Annotated in this window: 15 protein-coding genes and 1 pseudogene; 14 read left to right on the top strand and 2 right to left on the bottom strand. The window is 67.5% G+C overall.

Translation table 11 applies throughout. The features are described 5' to 3' along the window. Position 1 precedes the first annotated feature (1 nt). From VM95_RS02160 to VM95_RS02130, 7 genes are read left to right on the top strand one after another with little or no spacing between them, the layout of a single operon-like run. Positions 2–1,135 carry an acyl-CoA dehydrogenase family protein gene (locus VM95_RS02160; protein WP_045692223.1) on the top strand — a complete coding sequence of 378 codons (1,134 nt, stop codon included), beginning with the start codon at positions 2–4 and terminating at the stop codon, positions 1,133–1,135. Continuing rightward, positions 1,132–2,349, top strand: a complete 1,218-nt coding sequence (locus tag VM95_RS02155) for a GNAT family N-acetyltransferase (protein ID WP_078859521.1) — start codon at positions 1,132–1,134, stop codon at positions 2,347–2,349. The genes VM95_RS02160 and VM95_RS02155 overlap by 4 nt, the downstream gene beginning before the upstream one ends. Continuing rightward, positions 2,336–2,794 carry a type II toxin-antitoxin system RatA family toxin gene (locus VM95_RS02150; protein ID WP_045692222.1) on the top strand — a complete coding sequence of 153 codons (459 nt, stop codon included), beginning with the start codon at positions 2,336–2,338 and terminating at the stop codon, positions 2,792–2,794. Before VM95_RS02155 ends, VM95_RS02150 begins: the two co-directional genes overlap by 14 nt. Continuing rightward, entirely contained in the window at positions 2,791–4,023 is a 1,233-nt protein-coding gene (locus VM95_RS02145; RefSeq protein WP_045692221.1) for an aspartate aminotransferase family protein, read from the top strand. Before VM95_RS02150 ends, VM95_RS02145 begins: the two co-directional genes overlap by 4 nt. A gap of 25 nt (positions 4,024–4,048) precedes the next feature. After that, positions 4,049–4,303 carry an acyl carrier protein gene (locus VM95_RS02140; protein ID WP_045692220.1) on the top strand — a complete coding sequence of 85 codons (255 nt, stop codon included), beginning with the start codon at positions 4,049–4,051 and terminating at the stop codon, positions 4,301–4,303. Then, a complete protein-coding gene (locus tag VM95_RS02135; RefSeq protein WP_045692219.1) occupies positions 4,300–5,562 on the top strand; it encodes a beta-ketoacyl-[acyl-carrier-protein] synthase family protein in 1,263 nt (420 codons plus the stop codon). The genes VM95_RS02140 and VM95_RS02135 overlap by 4 nt, the downstream gene beginning before the upstream one ends. A 35-nt stretch (positions 5,563–5,597) precedes the next feature. Further along, positions 5,598–6,623, top strand: a complete 1,026-nt coding sequence (locus VM95_RS02130) for an SDR family oxidoreductase (RefSeq protein WP_045692218.1) — start codon at positions 5,598–5,600, stop codon at positions 6,621–6,623. A gap of 408 nt (positions 6,624–7,031) precedes the next feature. Here VM95_RS02130 and VM95_RS41175 read toward each other — a convergent pair whose 3' ends face one another. Next, the gene (locus tag VM95_RS41175; protein ID WP_157881973.1) at positions 7,032–7,850 is read right to left on the bottom strand and encodes an SLATT domain-containing protein; all 819 of its coding nucleotides are present in this window, start codon (positions 7,848–7,850) and stop codon (positions 7,032–7,034) included. 118 nt (positions 7,851–7,968) lie between these two features. Between VM95_RS41175 and VM95_RS02120 the strand changes: the two genes are divergently transcribed. The 3 genes from VM95_RS02120 to VM95_RS39860 are packed head-to-tail and all read left to right on the top strand — an operon-like array spanning position 7,969 to position 11,844. After that, positions 7,969–8,805, top strand: a complete 837-nt coding sequence (locus tag VM95_RS02120) for a vWA domain-containing protein (RefSeq protein ID WP_045692217.1) — start codon at positions 7,969–7,971, stop codon at positions 8,803–8,805. After that, a complete protein-coding gene (locus tag VM95_RS45555) occupies positions 8,802–9,668 on the top strand; it encodes a protein phosphatase 2C domain-containing protein (protein ID WP_045692216.1) in 867 nt (288 codons plus the stop codon). Before VM95_RS02120 ends, VM95_RS45555 begins: the two co-directional genes overlap by 4 nt. Positions 9,669–9,675: 7 nt before the next feature. Then, positions 9,676–11,844, top strand: coding sequence for a protein kinase domain-containing protein (locus VM95_RS39860; RefSeq protein WP_157881971.1), 2,169 nt, complete (start codon positions 9,676–9,678; stop codon positions 11,842–11,844). On the opposite strand, the gene VM95_RS42230 is transcribed toward VM95_RS39860, so the two are convergent. Then, entirely contained in the window at positions 11,845–12,105 is a 261-nt protein-coding gene (locus VM95_RS42230) for a hypothetical protein (protein ID WP_157881970.1), read from the bottom strand. A gap of 554 nt (positions 12,106–12,659) precedes the next feature. Between VM95_RS42230 and VM95_RS44010 the strand changes: the two genes are divergently transcribed. From VM95_RS44010 to VM95_RS02100, 4 genes and pseudogenes are all read left to right on the top strand, one after another. Next, positions 12,660–12,875 (top strand): KTSC domain-containing protein, encoded by a 216-nt coding sequence (locus VM95_RS44010; RefSeq protein ID WP_045692215.1) that lies wholly within the window; start codon positions 12,660–12,662, stop codon positions 12,873–12,875. 62 nt (positions 12,876–12,937) lie between these two features. Further along, positions 12,938–13,564, top strand: a complete 627-nt coding sequence (locus VM95_RS02105; protein ID WP_157881969.1) for a hypothetical protein — start codon at positions 12,938–12,940, stop codon at positions 13,562–13,564. A 21-nt stretch (positions 13,565–13,585) separates the two neighbouring features. Then, positions 13,586–13,996: pseudogene (locus VM95_RS45405) on the top strand (AAA family ATPase); the annotation flags it as partial. Next, on the top strand, positions 13,973–14,755 hold the full coding sequence (locus tag VM95_RS02100; RefSeq protein WP_341845981.1) for a TOPRIM nucleotidyl transferase/hydrolase domain-containing protein: 783 nt from the start codon (positions 13,973–13,975) through the stop codon (positions 14,753–14,755). The pseudogene VM95_RS45405 and the gene VM95_RS02100, both read left to right, overlap by 24 nt. Positions 14,756–15,876 lie beyond the last annotated feature (1,121 nt).

Below are 15,876 nucleotides of genomic sequence, written 5' to 3'. Positions count from 1 at the left end.
CGTGCAATTCCTGCAGCGTGAACGTGCCGCCCTGGAGACCCACCTGCCCGGCTTGGACGCCGCTCTGGCAGCCCACCCCCTGGAGCGCCTGGAGAGCACCCCCAGCCCGGCGATCGGCGCGTTCCGCGCGGCCGGCGGCCCCGGCCTGCTGGTGCCCCGTGCCCTGGGCGGCAAGGGCGTGAGCGCCCTGGAGGCGGTGCGCGTCCAGCGTGCGGTCGGGGCCCGCTGCCCCTCGCTGGCGGTGGCCACCACCATGCACCACTTCTCGGTGGCCGGACTGGTCCGCTCCGCCTCTCCGGGCGCTCCGGAGGAGCAGGTGCTCGCCTCGATCGCCGCCGACGGCCTGCTCCTGGCCTCCGCCTTCGCGGAGGGCCGGGCCGGCCAGAACATCCTCAAGCCGCACATCACCGCCCGTCGCCGGGGGGAGCGGGTGGTGCTGAACGGCAGCAAGATGCCGTGCAGCCTGTCCCGTTCGATGGACCTGCTGACGGCCTCGGTGCTGCTCGCGGACGAGGACGGCGTCGAGCGGCTGGCCGTCGCGCTGGTCCCCGCCGCCACGCCGGGCATCGAGGTGCGACCGTTCTGGCGCAACACGGTGCTGGCCGGCGCGGAGAGCGAGGAGGTGGTGCTGACCGAGGTCGAGGTCGACCAGGAGATGGTCCTGGTCACCGAGGTCACGGCCGACGCGGTACCCGACGACCTCAACACGGCGGGCTTCCTCTGGTTCGAGCTGCTGCTGACGGCCGGCTACCTGGGCGTGGCCAGCGCACTGGTGGAGCGGGCGCTGACCAAGCCCGGCGGCCCCCCGCAGGACCCGACCGGGCCCCTGGCGGAGGTGGAGGCCGCGATGCTCGCGGTGGAGTCGGTGGCCCGGGCGATGGCGGACCGCCTCCAGCCCTGGGACGACGGCCTGCTGGTGGCCGCGCTGATGGCCCGCTACGCGGCGGAGGACGCCATCGCCCGCACCAGCCGCAGCTGCCTGGCCGCCCTGGGCGGTATGGCGTTCGTCGGCTCGACCGAGGGCAGTTACCTGGCCTCGGCGGCGGGGGCACTCGGCTTCCACCCGCCCGCCCGGGCACGGATGGCCGGCCCGCTGCGCGAATACCTCGACGGCCGTCCGCTGCGGATCGGATGACGGGGGTGGAAGCCGCGGCCGACTACCGGGTCGAGGTGGTGCGCGGCGTCGACGCGCTCCCGGAGGGGCTGTGGGAGCGCCTGGCGCCGCCGGGCGACCCGATGTGGTCGCGCGACGTGCTGCGCGCGATGGAGGTGTCCGCGATCGGGCCGGACGGGTACGCCTACCTGGTGCTCCGTCAGGACGCCCCCGAGGAGACGGGGGCGCTCGCGGTGCTGCCGGTCAGCCTGTTCTCCCGGCTGCGGCTGGACGAGGTGCTCGGGGCGGACGTCCGGCGCCGCCTCGCCCCCCTGCGACGCCTGCTCCCCGGCCTGCTGCGGGTTCCCATGCTGTTCTGCGGCCACCTGCTCGGCCAGGGACACCTGCTGACCGGCCGGCAGCTGCCGGCGCCGGCCCTCGACGCGCTGATCGGCGGAGCGCTGGCGCTGGCCCGCCGCGAAGGGCTCGGCACCGTGGTGTTCAAGGACTTCGCGCCCGTCGAACTGGCGGCGCTGCGGCCCTCCCTGGCCGGCGCCGGCTTCTTCTTCCTGCCCGCCCTCCCGGACACCGAACTCCGCTTGGGCCCGGGAGGGTTCGAGGACTACCTGACCCGACTGCCGGCCAAGGCGCGGCGCAACGCGCGCAGCAAACTGCGGCGGGCGGCGGCCTGGCCCGGGCTGCGGACGGAGGTGCTGGAGGACTTCGCACACCTGCTGCCGGAGATGCTCGGGCTGTACCGGCAGGTGATGGATCGGGCCGAACAGCGGCTGGACGTACTGGACGCCGACTTCCTGGCCGCCGTCCACAGCGGGCAGCCGGCCGGGCGCCGACTGGTGGCCTGTTTCGAGGGCGAGCGGCTGGTGGCCTTCCTCCTCTGCCTGTTCGCCGGGACGGGCGCCACCGGAGCCCGGATCGGCCTGGACTACCGGATCGCCCACGAGGCCGGGCTCTACCACGCGGTGCACCACGCCGCGATCCGGCTGGCCATCGACTCGGGGTGCACCCACATCCGGTTCGCCCAGACCGCCTATCAGCCGAAGGTCGAACTCGGCTGCGACCTCGTCGAGCAGTGGTACGCGATGACGCACCTCCGCCCGCTGCGGCGGGCCCTGCTGCGCCGGCTGCTCCCCCCGGCCCTGGTGGCCGCGAGGGCGAAGGCCCTCGGGCCGCACGCGGCCGAACACCTCCCCCTGTCCCTCCCCGAACCGAAGAGGTCGTCCCGTGCCGCACGTTGAGGTGGAACTGCCGATCGCCGCGCCGCCCGAGCTGGTCTGGGCGGCGGTGGTGGACGTGGAGTCGTACCAGCACTGCATGGAGAGCGTGGACGAGGTGGTGGTGGTCGAGCGGACCGACGCATGCCACCGCACCACCGCCTGGTCGGTGCGGCTGGAGGGCTCGGTGCTGCGGTGGACCGAAGCGGAGGTGATCGACCCGGCGGCCCGGCGTTTCGACTTCCGCCAACTCACCGGAGACCTGGGCGAGTTCTCCGGCCACTGGGCGGTCAGGCAGGCGGCCGACGGCGGCAGCCTCGTGGTGCTCTGCGCCGACTTCGACATCGGCATCCCGCTGCTCGCGGAGATGCTCAACCCGATCGCGGCCGACGCCCTGCGCGAGAACGCCGAGCAGATGCTGACCGCGCTGCGCAGCCGGCTCGTCCCGGTCACGGCGGTGACCCGATGACGCCGGCCGCCGCGACCGAGGTGTTCGACCAGGTGCGCCGGCACCTGTCCGGGAAGCTCGCGCTGACCGGTGGTTTCGCCGGGCGCGGTGCGGTCGAGACGGCCGCCGAAGGCGCCAGGGTGACCCTGTCCGACGGGCGCCGGGTGCTGGACTTCGGCTCGTACGCCGTCACCCTGCTCGGTCACCGCCACCCCGAGGTGCTCGCCGCCGTCCACCGGCAGCTGGACACCATGCCCACCGCCACCCGGAGCCTGGCCAACCCCGTGGCGGCCGATGCGGCCGGTCGGTTGGCGGCACACCTCGGACACGTCCTGCCGAAGGTCCACTTCGGGCTGAACGGCTCGGACGCGGTGGAGGTCGCGGTCAAACTGGCCCGGCTGGCGACCGGCAGGGAGCGGGTGCTCGCGGTGCGCGGCGGCTTCCACGGGAAGTCGCTCGGCGCCCTGGCCCTGACGCACAGCCCGCTCTACCGGGTGGGCCTGCGCGGCTGCACCGTGGAGGTGGCGCACCTGGACCCGCAGGACGCGCGGGCCCTCGCCCGGGAGCTGGCAGCGGGACCGGTGGCCGCGCTGGTGTTCGAGCCGGTCCAGGGGGAGAACGGTGCGGTTCCGCTCCCGGTGGAGGTGCTGCGCCAGTGGTGCGCGGCGGCGGTGGAGCACGGGGCGATGGTGATCGCCGATGAGATCCAGTGCGGCCTGCGCCGCTGCGGTGAGCCCTCGCTCGCGCTGGCCGCGGGCCTGCCGGTGGACGGCGTGCTGCTGGGCAAGCCGCTCGGCGGCGGCGTGGTCCCGCTGTCGGCCCTGGTCTGCTCGGAGCGGCTGTACGCACCGCTGGACGCCGATCCGTTCCTGCACTCCGCGACCTTCGGCGGACACCCGCTGAGCTGTGCGGCCCTGCCGCCCGCACTGGAGGTGATGGACCGGCTGGCGGGGCACGGCCGGGCACTCTCCGCCCTGCTGGACTCCGGCCTGGCGGACCTGCGCACTCGCCACCCGGAGACGGTGCGCGAGGTGCGGGGGCGGGGTCTGCTGCGCGGCGTCGACCTGGACACGCCCGCCCACGCGGGCGCGACGGTGCTCGAACTCGCCGCCCACGGCCTGCTGGTCTCGCCCTGTCTGGGCCGCCCGACCACCATCCGGCTGCTGCCGCCGCTGGTGGCCACCGAGGCCGAGCTCGCCGAAGGGCTCGGCATCCTGGACGAGGCCCTGGCCGCCGTGGCCGCCCGATGAACCCGCACCCTCAGGAAGGACGGACATGCCCACGCGTGAGGAACTGGCCCTGGTGGTGAGGACGACGATCTCGGACGTGCTCGGCACGGAGGTGGAGGAGGTGCACGAGCGCACCAGCCTGGTGGCCGACCACGGCATCGACAGCCTGGAGCTGATGGAGATCGGCTCCCGCCTGGAACGCGCGCTGGCCCTGCGGATCGAGGTCGAGGACCTGACCCGGGCCGAGGACGTCGGCCAGGCGATCGACCTGCTCACGCTCCGGACGGCGGAGGCCCGGTGACGGCGAGTCGGGGTTCCAGGCGTCCGGACGGCGGCCACCGGGTGGCGGTCACCGGGATCGGGGTGAAGTGTCCGGTGGGCACCGGTGTGCAGGAGGCCTACGAGTCGGTGCTCAAGGCCCGGCCCACCGCCGGGGTCGTCGACCTCCTGGTGGAGCGGGGCGTCTCGGTGACCATCGCCTCGCTGGTGCCGCCGTTCGACGTCGACGCGTACCTGACCCGCCGTGAGGCCCGGCAGATCGACCGGGCCGCGACCCTGCTGCTGTGCGCGGCCTCCGACGCCGTGACCGCGGCGGGGCTCACCGAGGGCGGCGGCCCGCCGCCGGAGCGGGTGGGCGTGCAGGTCGGCACCGGCATGGGCGGTCTGGCCAGCATGGAGCAGGTGACCACGGACCACTGGGACAGCCCCGGCGGCCTGCCCGTGCACACCGTGCCGCGCACCATGGCGAACTCGGCGGCCTCCCGGCTGGCCCTGCGCTACGGCTTCCGCGGCCCCTGCACCACGTACTCCTCGGCGTGCGCCAGCGGCACCACGGCGATCGGCGAGGCGGCCCGGCGGATCCGCTACGGCGAGCTGGACGCGGCGGTGGCGGGAGGAGTGGACGCGCCGGTGACCACGGTGATCGTCGGCGCGTTCGCGAAGATGCGGGCGATGTCGGCCCGCAACGGCGAACCGGCCCTCGCCAGCCGCCCGTTCGACGCGGACCGGGACGGCTTCGTGATGGCCGAGGGGGCTGCGGTTCTGGTGCTGGAACGCTGGGACGCGGCCCTGGCACGGGGTGTTGCGATCCTGGGCGAGGTGGCGGGGTACGCGGACAACTGCGACGCCTTCCACATCGTCGCCCCGATCGAGAACGGCGAGATGGCGGCCCGCTGCATGCGGCGCGCGATCGCCGACGCGGGGCTGGCGCCGGCCGACATCGGTCACGTCAACGCGCACGGCACCTCGACGGTGCTCAACGACCGGGCGGAAGCGCGGGCGATCGAACGCTGCTTCGGCGCCGGGACGCTGCCCGTGACGGCGATGAAGGGCGTGACGGGCCATCTGATCGGCGGCTCCGGAGCGCTGGAGGCGGCGCTCGGCCTGCTCTGCGCGGCCCGGGGCGAGGTGCCTCCGATCGCGAACCTGGGCACCAGTCCGGAGGCCGACCTGGTGGACCTGGTCCGCTCCGCGCCACGCGGCATCCCGCCGGGGCCGGTCCTCTCCAACTCCTTCGGATTCGGCGGCCAGAACGCCTGCCTGGTTCTCGTCCCCGCCTGACCTCGTCCGATTCCCTCCTCGTACCGGGACATCCCATGCGAATCCTCTTGACCGGCGCGACCGGTGTGGTCGGCGCCGAGGTCAGCGGTCTGCTGCGGGCGGCGGACCACACGCTGGTACCGGTGGCCCGCCGAGCCACCGCCGAGCGCCCGGTCTCCTGGCGGATGGGGGCCGAACCCCCGCCGCCCGAACTGGCCGGCCACTGGGACGTGATCGTGCACGCGGCGGCCACCACCCGCTGGACCCTCACCCGTCCGGAGGCCGTCGCCGCCAACGTGGAGCCGCTGCGGGCGGTGCTAGCCCTGGCCGACCGGGACACCCACCTGGTGCACGTCTCGACCGCCTACGTCGGCGGCACCCGCAACCCCGGCGACCTGCGCGGAGCGCAGTTCGAGGGCTACCGCAACGGCTACGAGTGGTCCAAGGCCCGCTGCGAGGAGCTGGCCCGGGCCGAGCACCCCGGACCGCTCACCGTGGTCCGCCCGCCGCTGGTCGTCGGCCGCAGCGGGGACGGGCGGATCGCCCGCTTCTCCGGGCCCTACACGATCCTGCAGGCCCTGGTCTCCGGCCTGGCCGCCGTCGTGGTCGGCGACCCGGACGGCTACGCCGAGATCAGCCCCGTCGACCAGGTCGCCGAAGTGATCGCGGCGGCCGCCCTGGCCGAACCCCCGCGGGCCCCGCGCACCGAGGTGATCGCGGCAGGGCCGTCCTGCCTGACGCTCTCCGCCCTGCTGGACGTCATCTGCAGCACCCTCAACTCCTGTCGGGCCGCTCACGGGATCGCCCCGGTGGAGCGCCCGCCGCTCGTCCCCCCGGAGCGCTGGAACCGCTTCTTCCTCCCCCTGGCGGACCGCCACCTCTCCCTGTTCCAGGCCCAAGCCGTCAAGCTGCTCGCGATGTTCCAGAGCTACACCTCGATGACCGAGCCCTTCACCCCCACCCACCCGGTCACCGACCCCGCCGCCGTGATGGCCACCGCGGTCCGCCACTGGGCCGAAGCCAAACCCCGCCTCGCCCTGGCCCGCCCGCAGCCGTGGACCGCGTTCACCCCGGCCTCCTGACCGGCGTCCCACCCGCACACGTTTCCGCAGGTCAGGACCACGCCTGACCTGCGGAAACGTTGCGGGACCGACCTGCGTTTCCGCAGGCCGGAGGGCCCTTTAGAGGTCGTAGTAAAGGTTGGACATGCCTCTGACCTGCAGAAATGCCGGGCTCCGAGAAGATCGTTTCACAATCAGTGCACACGGCGACGTCGAAAGGGACGAGAGGTGCTGAGAAGCGCCGAGCCGCGATGGGGAGATGCGTCGGGCACTCGCCGTGGGGGACGCACGCACCGCTGCCGAAGTCTGAGGCGTGATGTCGGTAAGGCGCAGTGGCCCCTGAGGTTCGATCGCAGCGGTGAGGAAATCCCGAAGTGCTGCTGGTGCCGTTGCGGCCGGCAGCGGACCCGTGACTGGGCCAACCTGTGTCTACTCACCGGGTTCGAGGGCCTGGCCGCCCGCAGGTTGGTCCAACTGCTGCTGGCGCCGGCGTTGCTCGTTTCGAATCTGCTCGACGCGCTCGACGAGCCGCGCCAGCGCTTCTGGCTGGCTGAGCCCTCTATAGTCCCCAACACTCAAGATCATTGCGTTGTGCTCGGCCTCGACCTGGTCGGCCGACTGCTGGAGGTAGAAACTCCGCTCGCGAAACTTGTAGTAGCCCATGAAGCCGGTCGAACCGCCGACCAGAAGGCTGAGTCCGACAGTCAGCCACTGATGTCCAGGGACCGCGTCCTGGAGTGCAGCGACCGTTGTAGTGCCGAGAGAGGCAACGATGATGATCGACTGAAGGCGGTTGTGTCGTCGCCGGTACTTGTCGCTGCCGCTTTGGAAGCCGTCGATGATTCCGGCGATGTCTGCACGGTAGAGATTCTGATTGATCGTCACTGAGTTGCTGATGCCCGACTCGACCCAACGCAGGTCGTTCTGGATCACCTCCAGTTGCGTCTCGGCGTCCACCAGGCGTGGTACCGCGCTCCTGTGATCCCACCTCTTGATCACCAGGCCGGCTACGCCGAACGCGAGGAGCAGTACCAGGCATACCGCATCGATCTTCTGCACCGTGCCGTCGATCGGGGCGACCACTGACGCAAGTGAGCCAACCAGCATGGAGCATGCGACGGTTGCCGAACAGGCCGCGTAGCTGCGATTGAGCCGTCGACGTAGTGTCAGCTTGGCCTCTGCCTCACGCCTCCGACGACGCAGCCCGGCGGCAAGCTGCTTCTGGCCTCCCTCGTCCACACTCGACATGGACCCTCCCCTCTGTGTCGGTCAGTACACTTGTGGCACTGGCGGGGGCAGTTGCAAGGGCACGGACTCGACGGCCGACTTGACGAGCCCCCATGACGTGACCCAGGAGTCTACGCGGATGGCCTATGAGGCGGAGATCAGTCGCAGCAATCCAGGTTGCCTCGTTTTCCTGGTGGACCAGTCTGGTTCCATGTCGGAGCAGGTCGAAACAGGGGTTCCGCAGAGCAAGGCCATCGCAGTGGCGGAGGCGATTAATCGATTGCTGTTTGAACTGGCCGTCAAGTGCGGGAAAGAAGACACTGTTCGCGACTACTTTCATGTGGCTGTTGTCGGATACGGCGTAACGGTCGGGTCGGCATTCGTAGGCGATCTTCAAGGTCGGGGCTTGATTCCGATCTCTGTGATCGCCGACCACCCGGCCTACATGTCCCAGCAGACCGTGTTGGTGAGGGACGGTTCTAACGGGTTCGTAGAGGCGGCTCAAGGAAAGCCGGTCTGGGTTGAACCGGTGGCATTGGGTGGAACGCCGATGAACCAGGCGCTGAGGCATGCCGAGGACCTCGTGGCGGGGTGGGTATCGGCACATCCGGGCGGGTTTCCGCCGATTGTTCTCAATCTGACCGATGGAGCATCAACTGATGGCGACCCGTCAGAGTCCGGACGTGCCATCGGCAAGCATGTGACTGCGGACGGCCCTGCACTGCTTTTCAATCTTCATGTTTCTCCGGGGCAGCACGAGGCGGTGGCATACCCTGATTCCGAAGAAGAGTTGCCGAACGACCTCTCGCGAGTGCTCTTCTCCATGTCTAGCGTTCTACCTGACCATATGCAGGGATATGCGAAGTTGTTGGGTTACACCGTCAGCAACGCGACCCGAGGATTCGTCTACAACGGTGACATCAGCTCTGTGGTCCAATTTCTGGACATCGGCACTCGTGTGACTAGCATCCGGTGACAGAGTCCGGAGTGGCTGTGACCAAGCTGATCATCCCGAAGCGGGGCAACAGTTGGGTGGAGTGCGAGGACGCATGCTGCGTTCTTCCTGAGGGAGCTGCATCGGACCTGCGGAGCGAGCCGTTCACGGTGGTGGTGTCCGACGGAGCATCAGAGAGCACCCTTGCGCGAGAGTGGGCCCAGTGCTTAGTGCGGACGATGGCGGTCGGGATTGCCGAGGACCCGGCAGCTCTCGAGGGGGCTGGGCTTTCGCACGGCAAAGTGTTGACACATGTCTGTGATGAGTGGGAGCTGTGGCATGCGGGCTATCTCAAACAGCGGACGGCAGTAGGACGTCCACCGCGATGGTTCGAATATCCGAAGCTCTCTGCTGGCGCGTTTGCCACGACTTTGGCTGTGCACGTGAACGCTCCCGGCAGTAAGCACGGGGCCGCTGTGGTGGCTCGTCATAGACGACGTTGGCTAGCTGCGGCGTTGGGGGACTCATGTCTCTTCCAGGTGCGCGATGGCCGCTTGATAAGACGGTTTCCGATGAAGACGCCGGCCGCGTTCGGGAACTCTCCAAGCCTTCTAGGCAGTCGAGATCGCGACTGGGTGCAGACCGGGGAACGGACTCGGTTCACCCGTGGGTATGCGGAGGACGGCGACGAGCTCCTGTTGATGACGGACGCACTGGCGGCTTACCTAATTGATTGTGCCGATGAGGCGCCAGGGCACAGCTTTGACAGCATAATGTACAGCCTCCGAGAATTCGGCCGAACCGATGATGAATCGGGGTTCGAGGAATGGGTGAACCAACAGCGGGCCTCTGGGCGACTTCGCAATGACGATGTGACATTTGTCTACATTTATTTTGCGGGGTGATCAGCTGGTGTCACCGTCCGTCCCGGTTCAGGCATCTCCTTCCCAGCAGAAGTACCCAAGTGGTGCCGATTATGTACTGGCTGTCCAAAATCCGAGGCTCTGTTTTGCGCATCCGGATCTGAAGGAATCCACTGTGGAGGCCGGCCGCTGGGGGCAGCCTAGATCAAGGTCTGGTGGCTCGTCGGTCGTCTTCTCGATGACGTGCGCTGATGGTCGGCGATTTGCCGTCAAGTGTTTCACGCGGCATGTCCTGGACCAGGAGAAGCGCTACCAGGAGATCAGCAATCATCTTTCCTCTATCGCGCCGCGTGGGCTTTCGTCGCACTGGAATGTGGAATTTGAGTACCTCCCAATGGGAGTCCAGGTCGACAATTGCTGGTTTCCCGCACTGAAAATGGAGTGGGTAGAAGGAGACACTCTTCTTCAATGGCTTGATTCCCATTGTCAGGAGAGGAAGTCAGTTCAGGCTGTGGCCGGACGATTCAAGGACTTGATGGAGAGCCTGTCTGCGGCCGGAATTGAACATGGCGATCTGCAGCATGGCAACATCCTGGTCGCACCGGACGGCACCTTGCGGCTAGTTGACTACGATGGATTTTACGTTCCAGCGCTCTCAGGCTTGATGGGCACGGAGTTGGGTCATCGGAACTACCAGTCCCCAGAGAGGAGGGTAGAGGACTTCGGCCCTGGTGTTGACAATTTCTCAGCCTGGGTGATCTATCTTTCACTATCGGCGGTGGCCATTGACCCATCATTGTGGGGACAACTCCACGAGCCTGATGCGGAACACCTGTTGCTGGAACGGGCGGACTTCGATGCCCCTGGAAGCTCAGTCAGGTTCTTGACTCTCCTTCAACACCCAGATTCACGGGTGCGGGAGTTGGCGCAGGCCGTCGTTGCCATGATTGACAGACCATTGGCCGAACTGCCTGGTCTGGGCCAAGGTTCAGAGTCAGCCGGAATGGAGGACGATGGCGAGAGAGTCGCGAAGGAAAATAAGGAAGATGTCGATTCGTCGCGGAGTGGCCGCCCAGCCTGGTTGCAGAATCACCTTTCCACGATAAATGGAAACCCCCGACCTCCCGCACGTGGTGGTCGAACGTTTCAGGGGCGGCGGTTCAGAGACACCACGTTGGCCGCATGTGCGGTTCCCCTATCGCTGTTGGCTCCGATCCTTGGAATGGTGGGTGTATTGGGCGTCGACCTTGCCTGCACTGCTGCACTTGGGGTTGTCGGGCTTCTCGTTGTCGCAGCGGTACTGGGGTGGCGTTCAAGGGCTGAACTAGGTGAGATGATGAGTGACTCGCAGGCTGTTAGCCAGCTCCTTTCCCATATAGGGGATCCAGCAGCTGACTACTCCCAACTCGCGGCGGAGCGCGAGCGACTCGAAGATGAGGAGTCGAAGCGCATTTTGCTCTTCACGGAAAGGCAAAGGGAGCTGACGCAACGTCTCCAGAGAGAGCATGCCCAGGTCGAGGGTGAGATGCGTGCGGCCTTGATACTGTTAGAGGCGGAACAAACTAAGCTTTCCGCCGCGCGTCAGGCGGCCGTTGATAAGGCTGCCGAACCGTTCCAGCGTAACTGGATAGAAAGCCAACTTGAAAATTTCGAAATCGGTCGCGCCTACCTGGCTATAGGCGGCGAAAAGGTCCTTCAGGCGCTTACCGGAGCAGGGATTCGAACGGCGGCAGACTATACTGGATTTCGTATAGGAGGTTCAGGGGCTCTGCTGATTCGCCGCGATGGTGAAGCGGTCAGGGTCCTTGGAGTGGGATCTTATCGTGCGGCGGTGTTGCAGAAGTGGCGGGATCGACGTGTGGCTGAGCTGAGCCGGCAGTGTCCCATCGGTCTTCCAGAGCAAAGCGTCCGAGAAGTGGAGGGCCGGTTTGCTTCACAGTTCCGGGCGGTGAGCGATCGGCGGCGTGATGTGGAGGATTCGGCGCGCGCAGCAAAGGATCGCATTACGGTGCAAATTGGTAACGAGCGGGAGAAATTGGTGGAACTCAACAAGCCCGCTGCTGAAGCTGCCTACGCGATGGGCAAGGAGTTCGACCGCCGTGCAGCTCAGCTTCGATCTCGAGGGATTGAACTTCAATCCCTCATGCGAGAATCGAGCATCCTGGAGGAGCAACGACGCGCATTGTCATTCTGGAGATATGTCAGATTTCTGTTCTGATCAGGAGCCGATAGGCGATGCTGCGGAAAATTGAGCCTTCTCTGTGTGAGGCGATGAGAATTTACTCATGAATTCCAAGAATTCCCTTATTTGCCATGCCAGTGCTGATGCATAGCGGGGCATCAGGTCCTGTTGGAAGTCCTCAGCCTTTAAGGTTCGGACGGCGATATCCGTTGTAAGACGTGCGATCACGTACTGGACCGCTACTACGAACTCGGAGGTCGGCAGGTTCGGGCCCATGGCGGGCAGGACCAGCTGCACTTGGGCAGTGGGCGCATGATAGGCGCTGGTTTGTCCGGACAGAGCCTGGAGAGGGCCGTCGAAGCGGTCGAAGTCCCGGTTTTCCAACGCCAGCAGCCCGCCGATCAGCTTGCCGACCGCGTCGGCATCGGACCGAGCGGAGCCTCGCAGGCTCTACTTGGCCTGGACGAGCCACAATTCCGCCGTGGCCGCAGAGGTGCAACCCGCGTCGATGCCGAAGCCGTCCGGACCGTCAATGGCCGAGGCGGCGGCCTGCTCAGCAGGGCAGCCGGCGACCACGTCGCGAGCCCTGAACATGCCGCCGCAACGCTGTGGGTCAGATCGCGCCGGTATCACGCACCAGATCGTTAGAGGTGGAGAACATGACGCCGGGCCTGGGTGACGTCAGGCCAGGCGGCGCCGGCCCGGCCCGGGCAAACCTGCAGGCTCCCACCCCGTCGCATGGTTGGCACACCGCCCGACGCAACCTCCTTTCCGGGCTGGTTCTTGGCGTACTGCTGATAGCATCAACGGCCAACCGGGCACCTTCCGGCGCATCAATTGCAGGAGGCACTGTGCTGCACCAGCCGGTCCAGTCCACTAATGTCCTGTCCGTTGGCTACGACGACCGCTCCAGCACCCTGCAGATCGCCTTCCACAGCGGATCCCTTTACGAGTACACGCGTGTGCCCGCGGAGGTGCACACCGCACTGCTGGCCGCCGCGAGCAAGGGCGGGTTTGTGGCCCGGCATATCAAGGGGCGCTACCCGACTCGCAAGCTTGCGGGCTGATCCGGCCCCTTTGAATCCCACCCGTTCCTGGCCAAGTCGAGGCGTGCGTGCAGATTTGTGATGTGTCGGTCGAGGGTTTCCGCTGCCTCGCGGAGATCAAGCAGGTGCCGGTCTTGCAGCAGACCGTACTGACCGGCCAGAACGAGGGCGGGAAGACGGCGCTGTTGGACGCCCTCGCGTTCTTGTTGGAGGGCACAGCACTCAGCGAGCGTGACCTGACCTACCTCGGCGAGGGCGAAGCCGAGGACGCCGACGCGCCGGCGCGCGTGGCACAGGCGGTGGTCGAGGGCTCCTTCGCACTGCGTCCCCACGAGCAGGAAGTCCTGGGCCTGCCCGAGCATGTGCGGATCAGGCGCCGCTACCGGCCGGAGGCGGGCTCGTTCCTGGAGGTGCGGCGCCGCGTGTGCGAGGAGGCGGCGCTACAGGACCTCGCGTCACTCAAGCTTCCTGCCTTGAAGGCGACCGCGAACTCCTACGGCGTACTCCCGGCCGGCCCGGCCACCGCGCGCGACAGCTGGGAGCAGCCGCTGCGGCAGCTTGCCGACACCATGCCGCAGGTCGACGCGTGGGTAGCAGCGGACTCTTCCGTGGAGGCCGCGCTGCCGTCGCTCGTGTACTTCCGCGGCGATGCGGTCCAGGCGCCTGAGACGGTGATCCATACTTTGCTGGGCTCTCGCCTGCGGGAATAAAGCCGAGCCGATGACGCCGCCAAGCGGGTCGAGGAGCTTGAGGAGTACCTCGCGAACTCGCTGACTGCGGACATCGACCGTATCCGCGAGCACATCGCGGACCGCTGCGAACTGCCGTCGGTCGAGCTAGACCCGAAGGTGCAGGTCAAGCCCGCCCTGACTGGCGTGGAACTGACCATTGTGGACGCGGGCGGACGTCGCATCCCGCTGTCCTCGGCCGGAACGGGCCGTTCCCGCCGTATCTCCCTGGCTCTCTGGGAGAGCAGCAATGAGTTGACCCAGAACGACGACGGCACCACGAGCGACGTCGTGTTTGTCTACGACGAGCCGGACACCCATCTGGACTACACCCGCCAGCGGCGGATCATGTCGCTCATCCAGGGGCAGTCGGCCCAGCCAAACGCCCGGGTGATCGTGGCCACCCACTCGCTCAACCTGATCGACGGGGTCGACATCTCCTCAGTGGTGCACCTGCGCACCCACCAGGGACGGGTCTGCGTGGAGGTCCTCGATGAAGGCGGCGCCGACGTGGACGTGCGCCGCCACCTATCGACCATCGCGACGACACTCGGGTTCCGCAACAGCGTCCTGCTGCACGAGCGGTTCTTCGTCGCCGTGGAGGGCGTGTCTGAGACGTCCGCGTTCCCGATCCTGTTCCGCAAGCACGCCGGGGTACCTATCCAGTCCGCAGGCGTGTGCCTGATGGCCGGCGGCAGTAACGAGGGCGCGCTGCGCTTCGCGCAGTTCCTGGCCGGCCACCACCGGGATGTGGCATTCGTGGTCGACAAGGACAGCCGTACGAACCAGAAGCAGGTCTTCCGCGACGACAAGCTCAAGCAGTATGGCTTCACCCCGGACGAGCACTGCTTCTACCTAGGCGCGCCCAACGAACTGGAGGACCTGTTCCAGAACGCGGACTGGGCTGACACGGCCAACGCCCTGTGGCCGCGAACCGACGGCTCGGGGCCGTGGCAGCCCGGTGATGTAGCCGGGCTGCGGTCGGGCAAGAAGTTCAGCTCCGCGCTGCTGGACATGTTCAAGACTGGTTCCCTGGAGGGGCCTCAGTCCAAGGAGGACTTGATGGTCGGGATCGCCGCGCACCTGCCCAAGGAGCGCATTCCCGAGGCCCTCACGGAACTCTTCGACGATTTGGTCATCCGCGCCCGGAACGCGGGGCCGCATCTGTGGTGACTGCCGCGGACGCGGCCTGCCGGGCCGCCCGCCGCGCCTGCATGCGGCGAAGTCGCTGCTGAGGCGTCGGCTCTGCCCAAGTGTGCTGACCAACCGAGGCCACCCACTGTGTGCCGTGGTGGCCTTGGACGTCGCCGCACCACCGACAGCCGTTCGGGTCGGGTGGTAGGACTCTGTTTGTGCGTATCACCCGTGCGCCGCCCATGAGACACCGTCCGTGTGTATTAGAGCACCTTCGCTGGGAGTAGTTACCCCGGAGCGTCATGTTCAAAGAGTCCCACACGCCACCGACAAGCGGATTTATATAGTCCGAATGGTCTGCTACTGAACGCGCGCTACTTCAGTTCGATGCTGGCGCCCCGGGCCCTCGGACTGGGCGGCCTGGGGCAGACGCTGGGCCGCCCTGTACCGCGCAGCTCGCCGCCCGAGCGCGCACCGGCGTACTGATCGCCGCCAGTGGGGCCACCACCTTCACCCTCACCGCGATGCCCAGCCCCGCCGCCCTGCTGATCACCCTGTCCATGCTGGCCAGCGCCGTCGAGGGCAACCGGACCCTCCTCCAAGCCACCGTTGGGGTACCGCTTCCTGCGGACGACTGAACGCCCTCCTGGAAGCCCCGGCCACTCTGGCCGCAGCCCTCGCCATGGGCAGGCGCAGTCCTGATCGGCCCGCTCGGCAGCTGGCCTCAGTTCGTCCTGTCTGCCGTCGTCTCAGTGGCCGCCGCCGGGCTTGGTGTTGCCTGAGCCAGCTGATTCTCGACGGACTTTGCCTGTCGAGGTCCGGCGTACTCCCTGCCTTCTCGGATGTCCTCTGGATCGGCGGGAGCTGGCGAGTGTGGGTGACGCCTTGCCTGCGGGAGAGGCAGTGTTGGCCAAAGATCGAACCTGTTGAGTCTGCAGCCCCGAACGGCGACTACGGAAAGTAGCGAGATGGCGGACTGCCCAGTGCTGGCAAGGGCAACGGCGTGATCATCGCGAGTTCGATCTACGCGTGCTCATTTCACACTCATTTCACATCGCGAGTCCCAGGGGATGCTACAGCCGACCCCTCTCCGCGCGTTTCCGCAGGTCAGGACCCTGCCTGACCTGCGGAAACGATGAGAGATCCAACTGCGTTTCCGC

Source organism: Streptomyces rubellomurinus, from assembly GCF_000961885.1.
In the GTDB taxonomy this organism is placed as follows: domain Bacteria; phylum Actinomycetota; class Actinomycetes; order Streptomycetales; family Streptomycetaceae; genus Kitasatospora; species Kitasatospora rubellomurina.
The sequence above is the reverse complement of the archived record's forward strand: the minus strand, read 5'-3'. Positions and strand labels throughout refer to the sequence as shown.

Bases quoted from the DNA above. Each gene is read 5' to 3' on its own strand.
- VM95_RS02155 (WP_078859521.1), top strand. From the start codon at position 1,132: ATGACGGGGGTGGAAGCCGCGGCCGACTACCGGGTCGAGGTGGTGCGC.
- VM95_RS02145 (WP_045692221.1), top strand. From the start codon at position 2,791: ATGACGCCGGCCGCCGCGACCGAGGTGTTCGACCAGGTGCGCCGGCAC.
- VM95_RS02140 (WP_045692220.1), top strand. From the start codon at position 4,049: ATGCCCACGCGTGAGGAACTGGCCCTGGTGGTGAGGACGACGATCTCG.
- VM95_RS02130 (WP_045692218.1), top strand. From the start codon at position 5,598: ATGCGAATCCTCTTGACCGGCGCGACCGGTGTGGTCGGCGCCGAGGTC.
- VM95_RS41175 (WP_157881973.1), bottom strand. From the start codon at position 7,850: ATGTCGAGTGTGGACGAGGGAGGCCAGAAGCAGCTTGCCGCCGGGCTG.
- VM95_RS02120 (WP_045692217.1), top strand. From the start codon at position 7,969: ATGGCCTATGAGGCGGAGATCAGTCGCAGCAATCCAGGTTGCCTCGTT.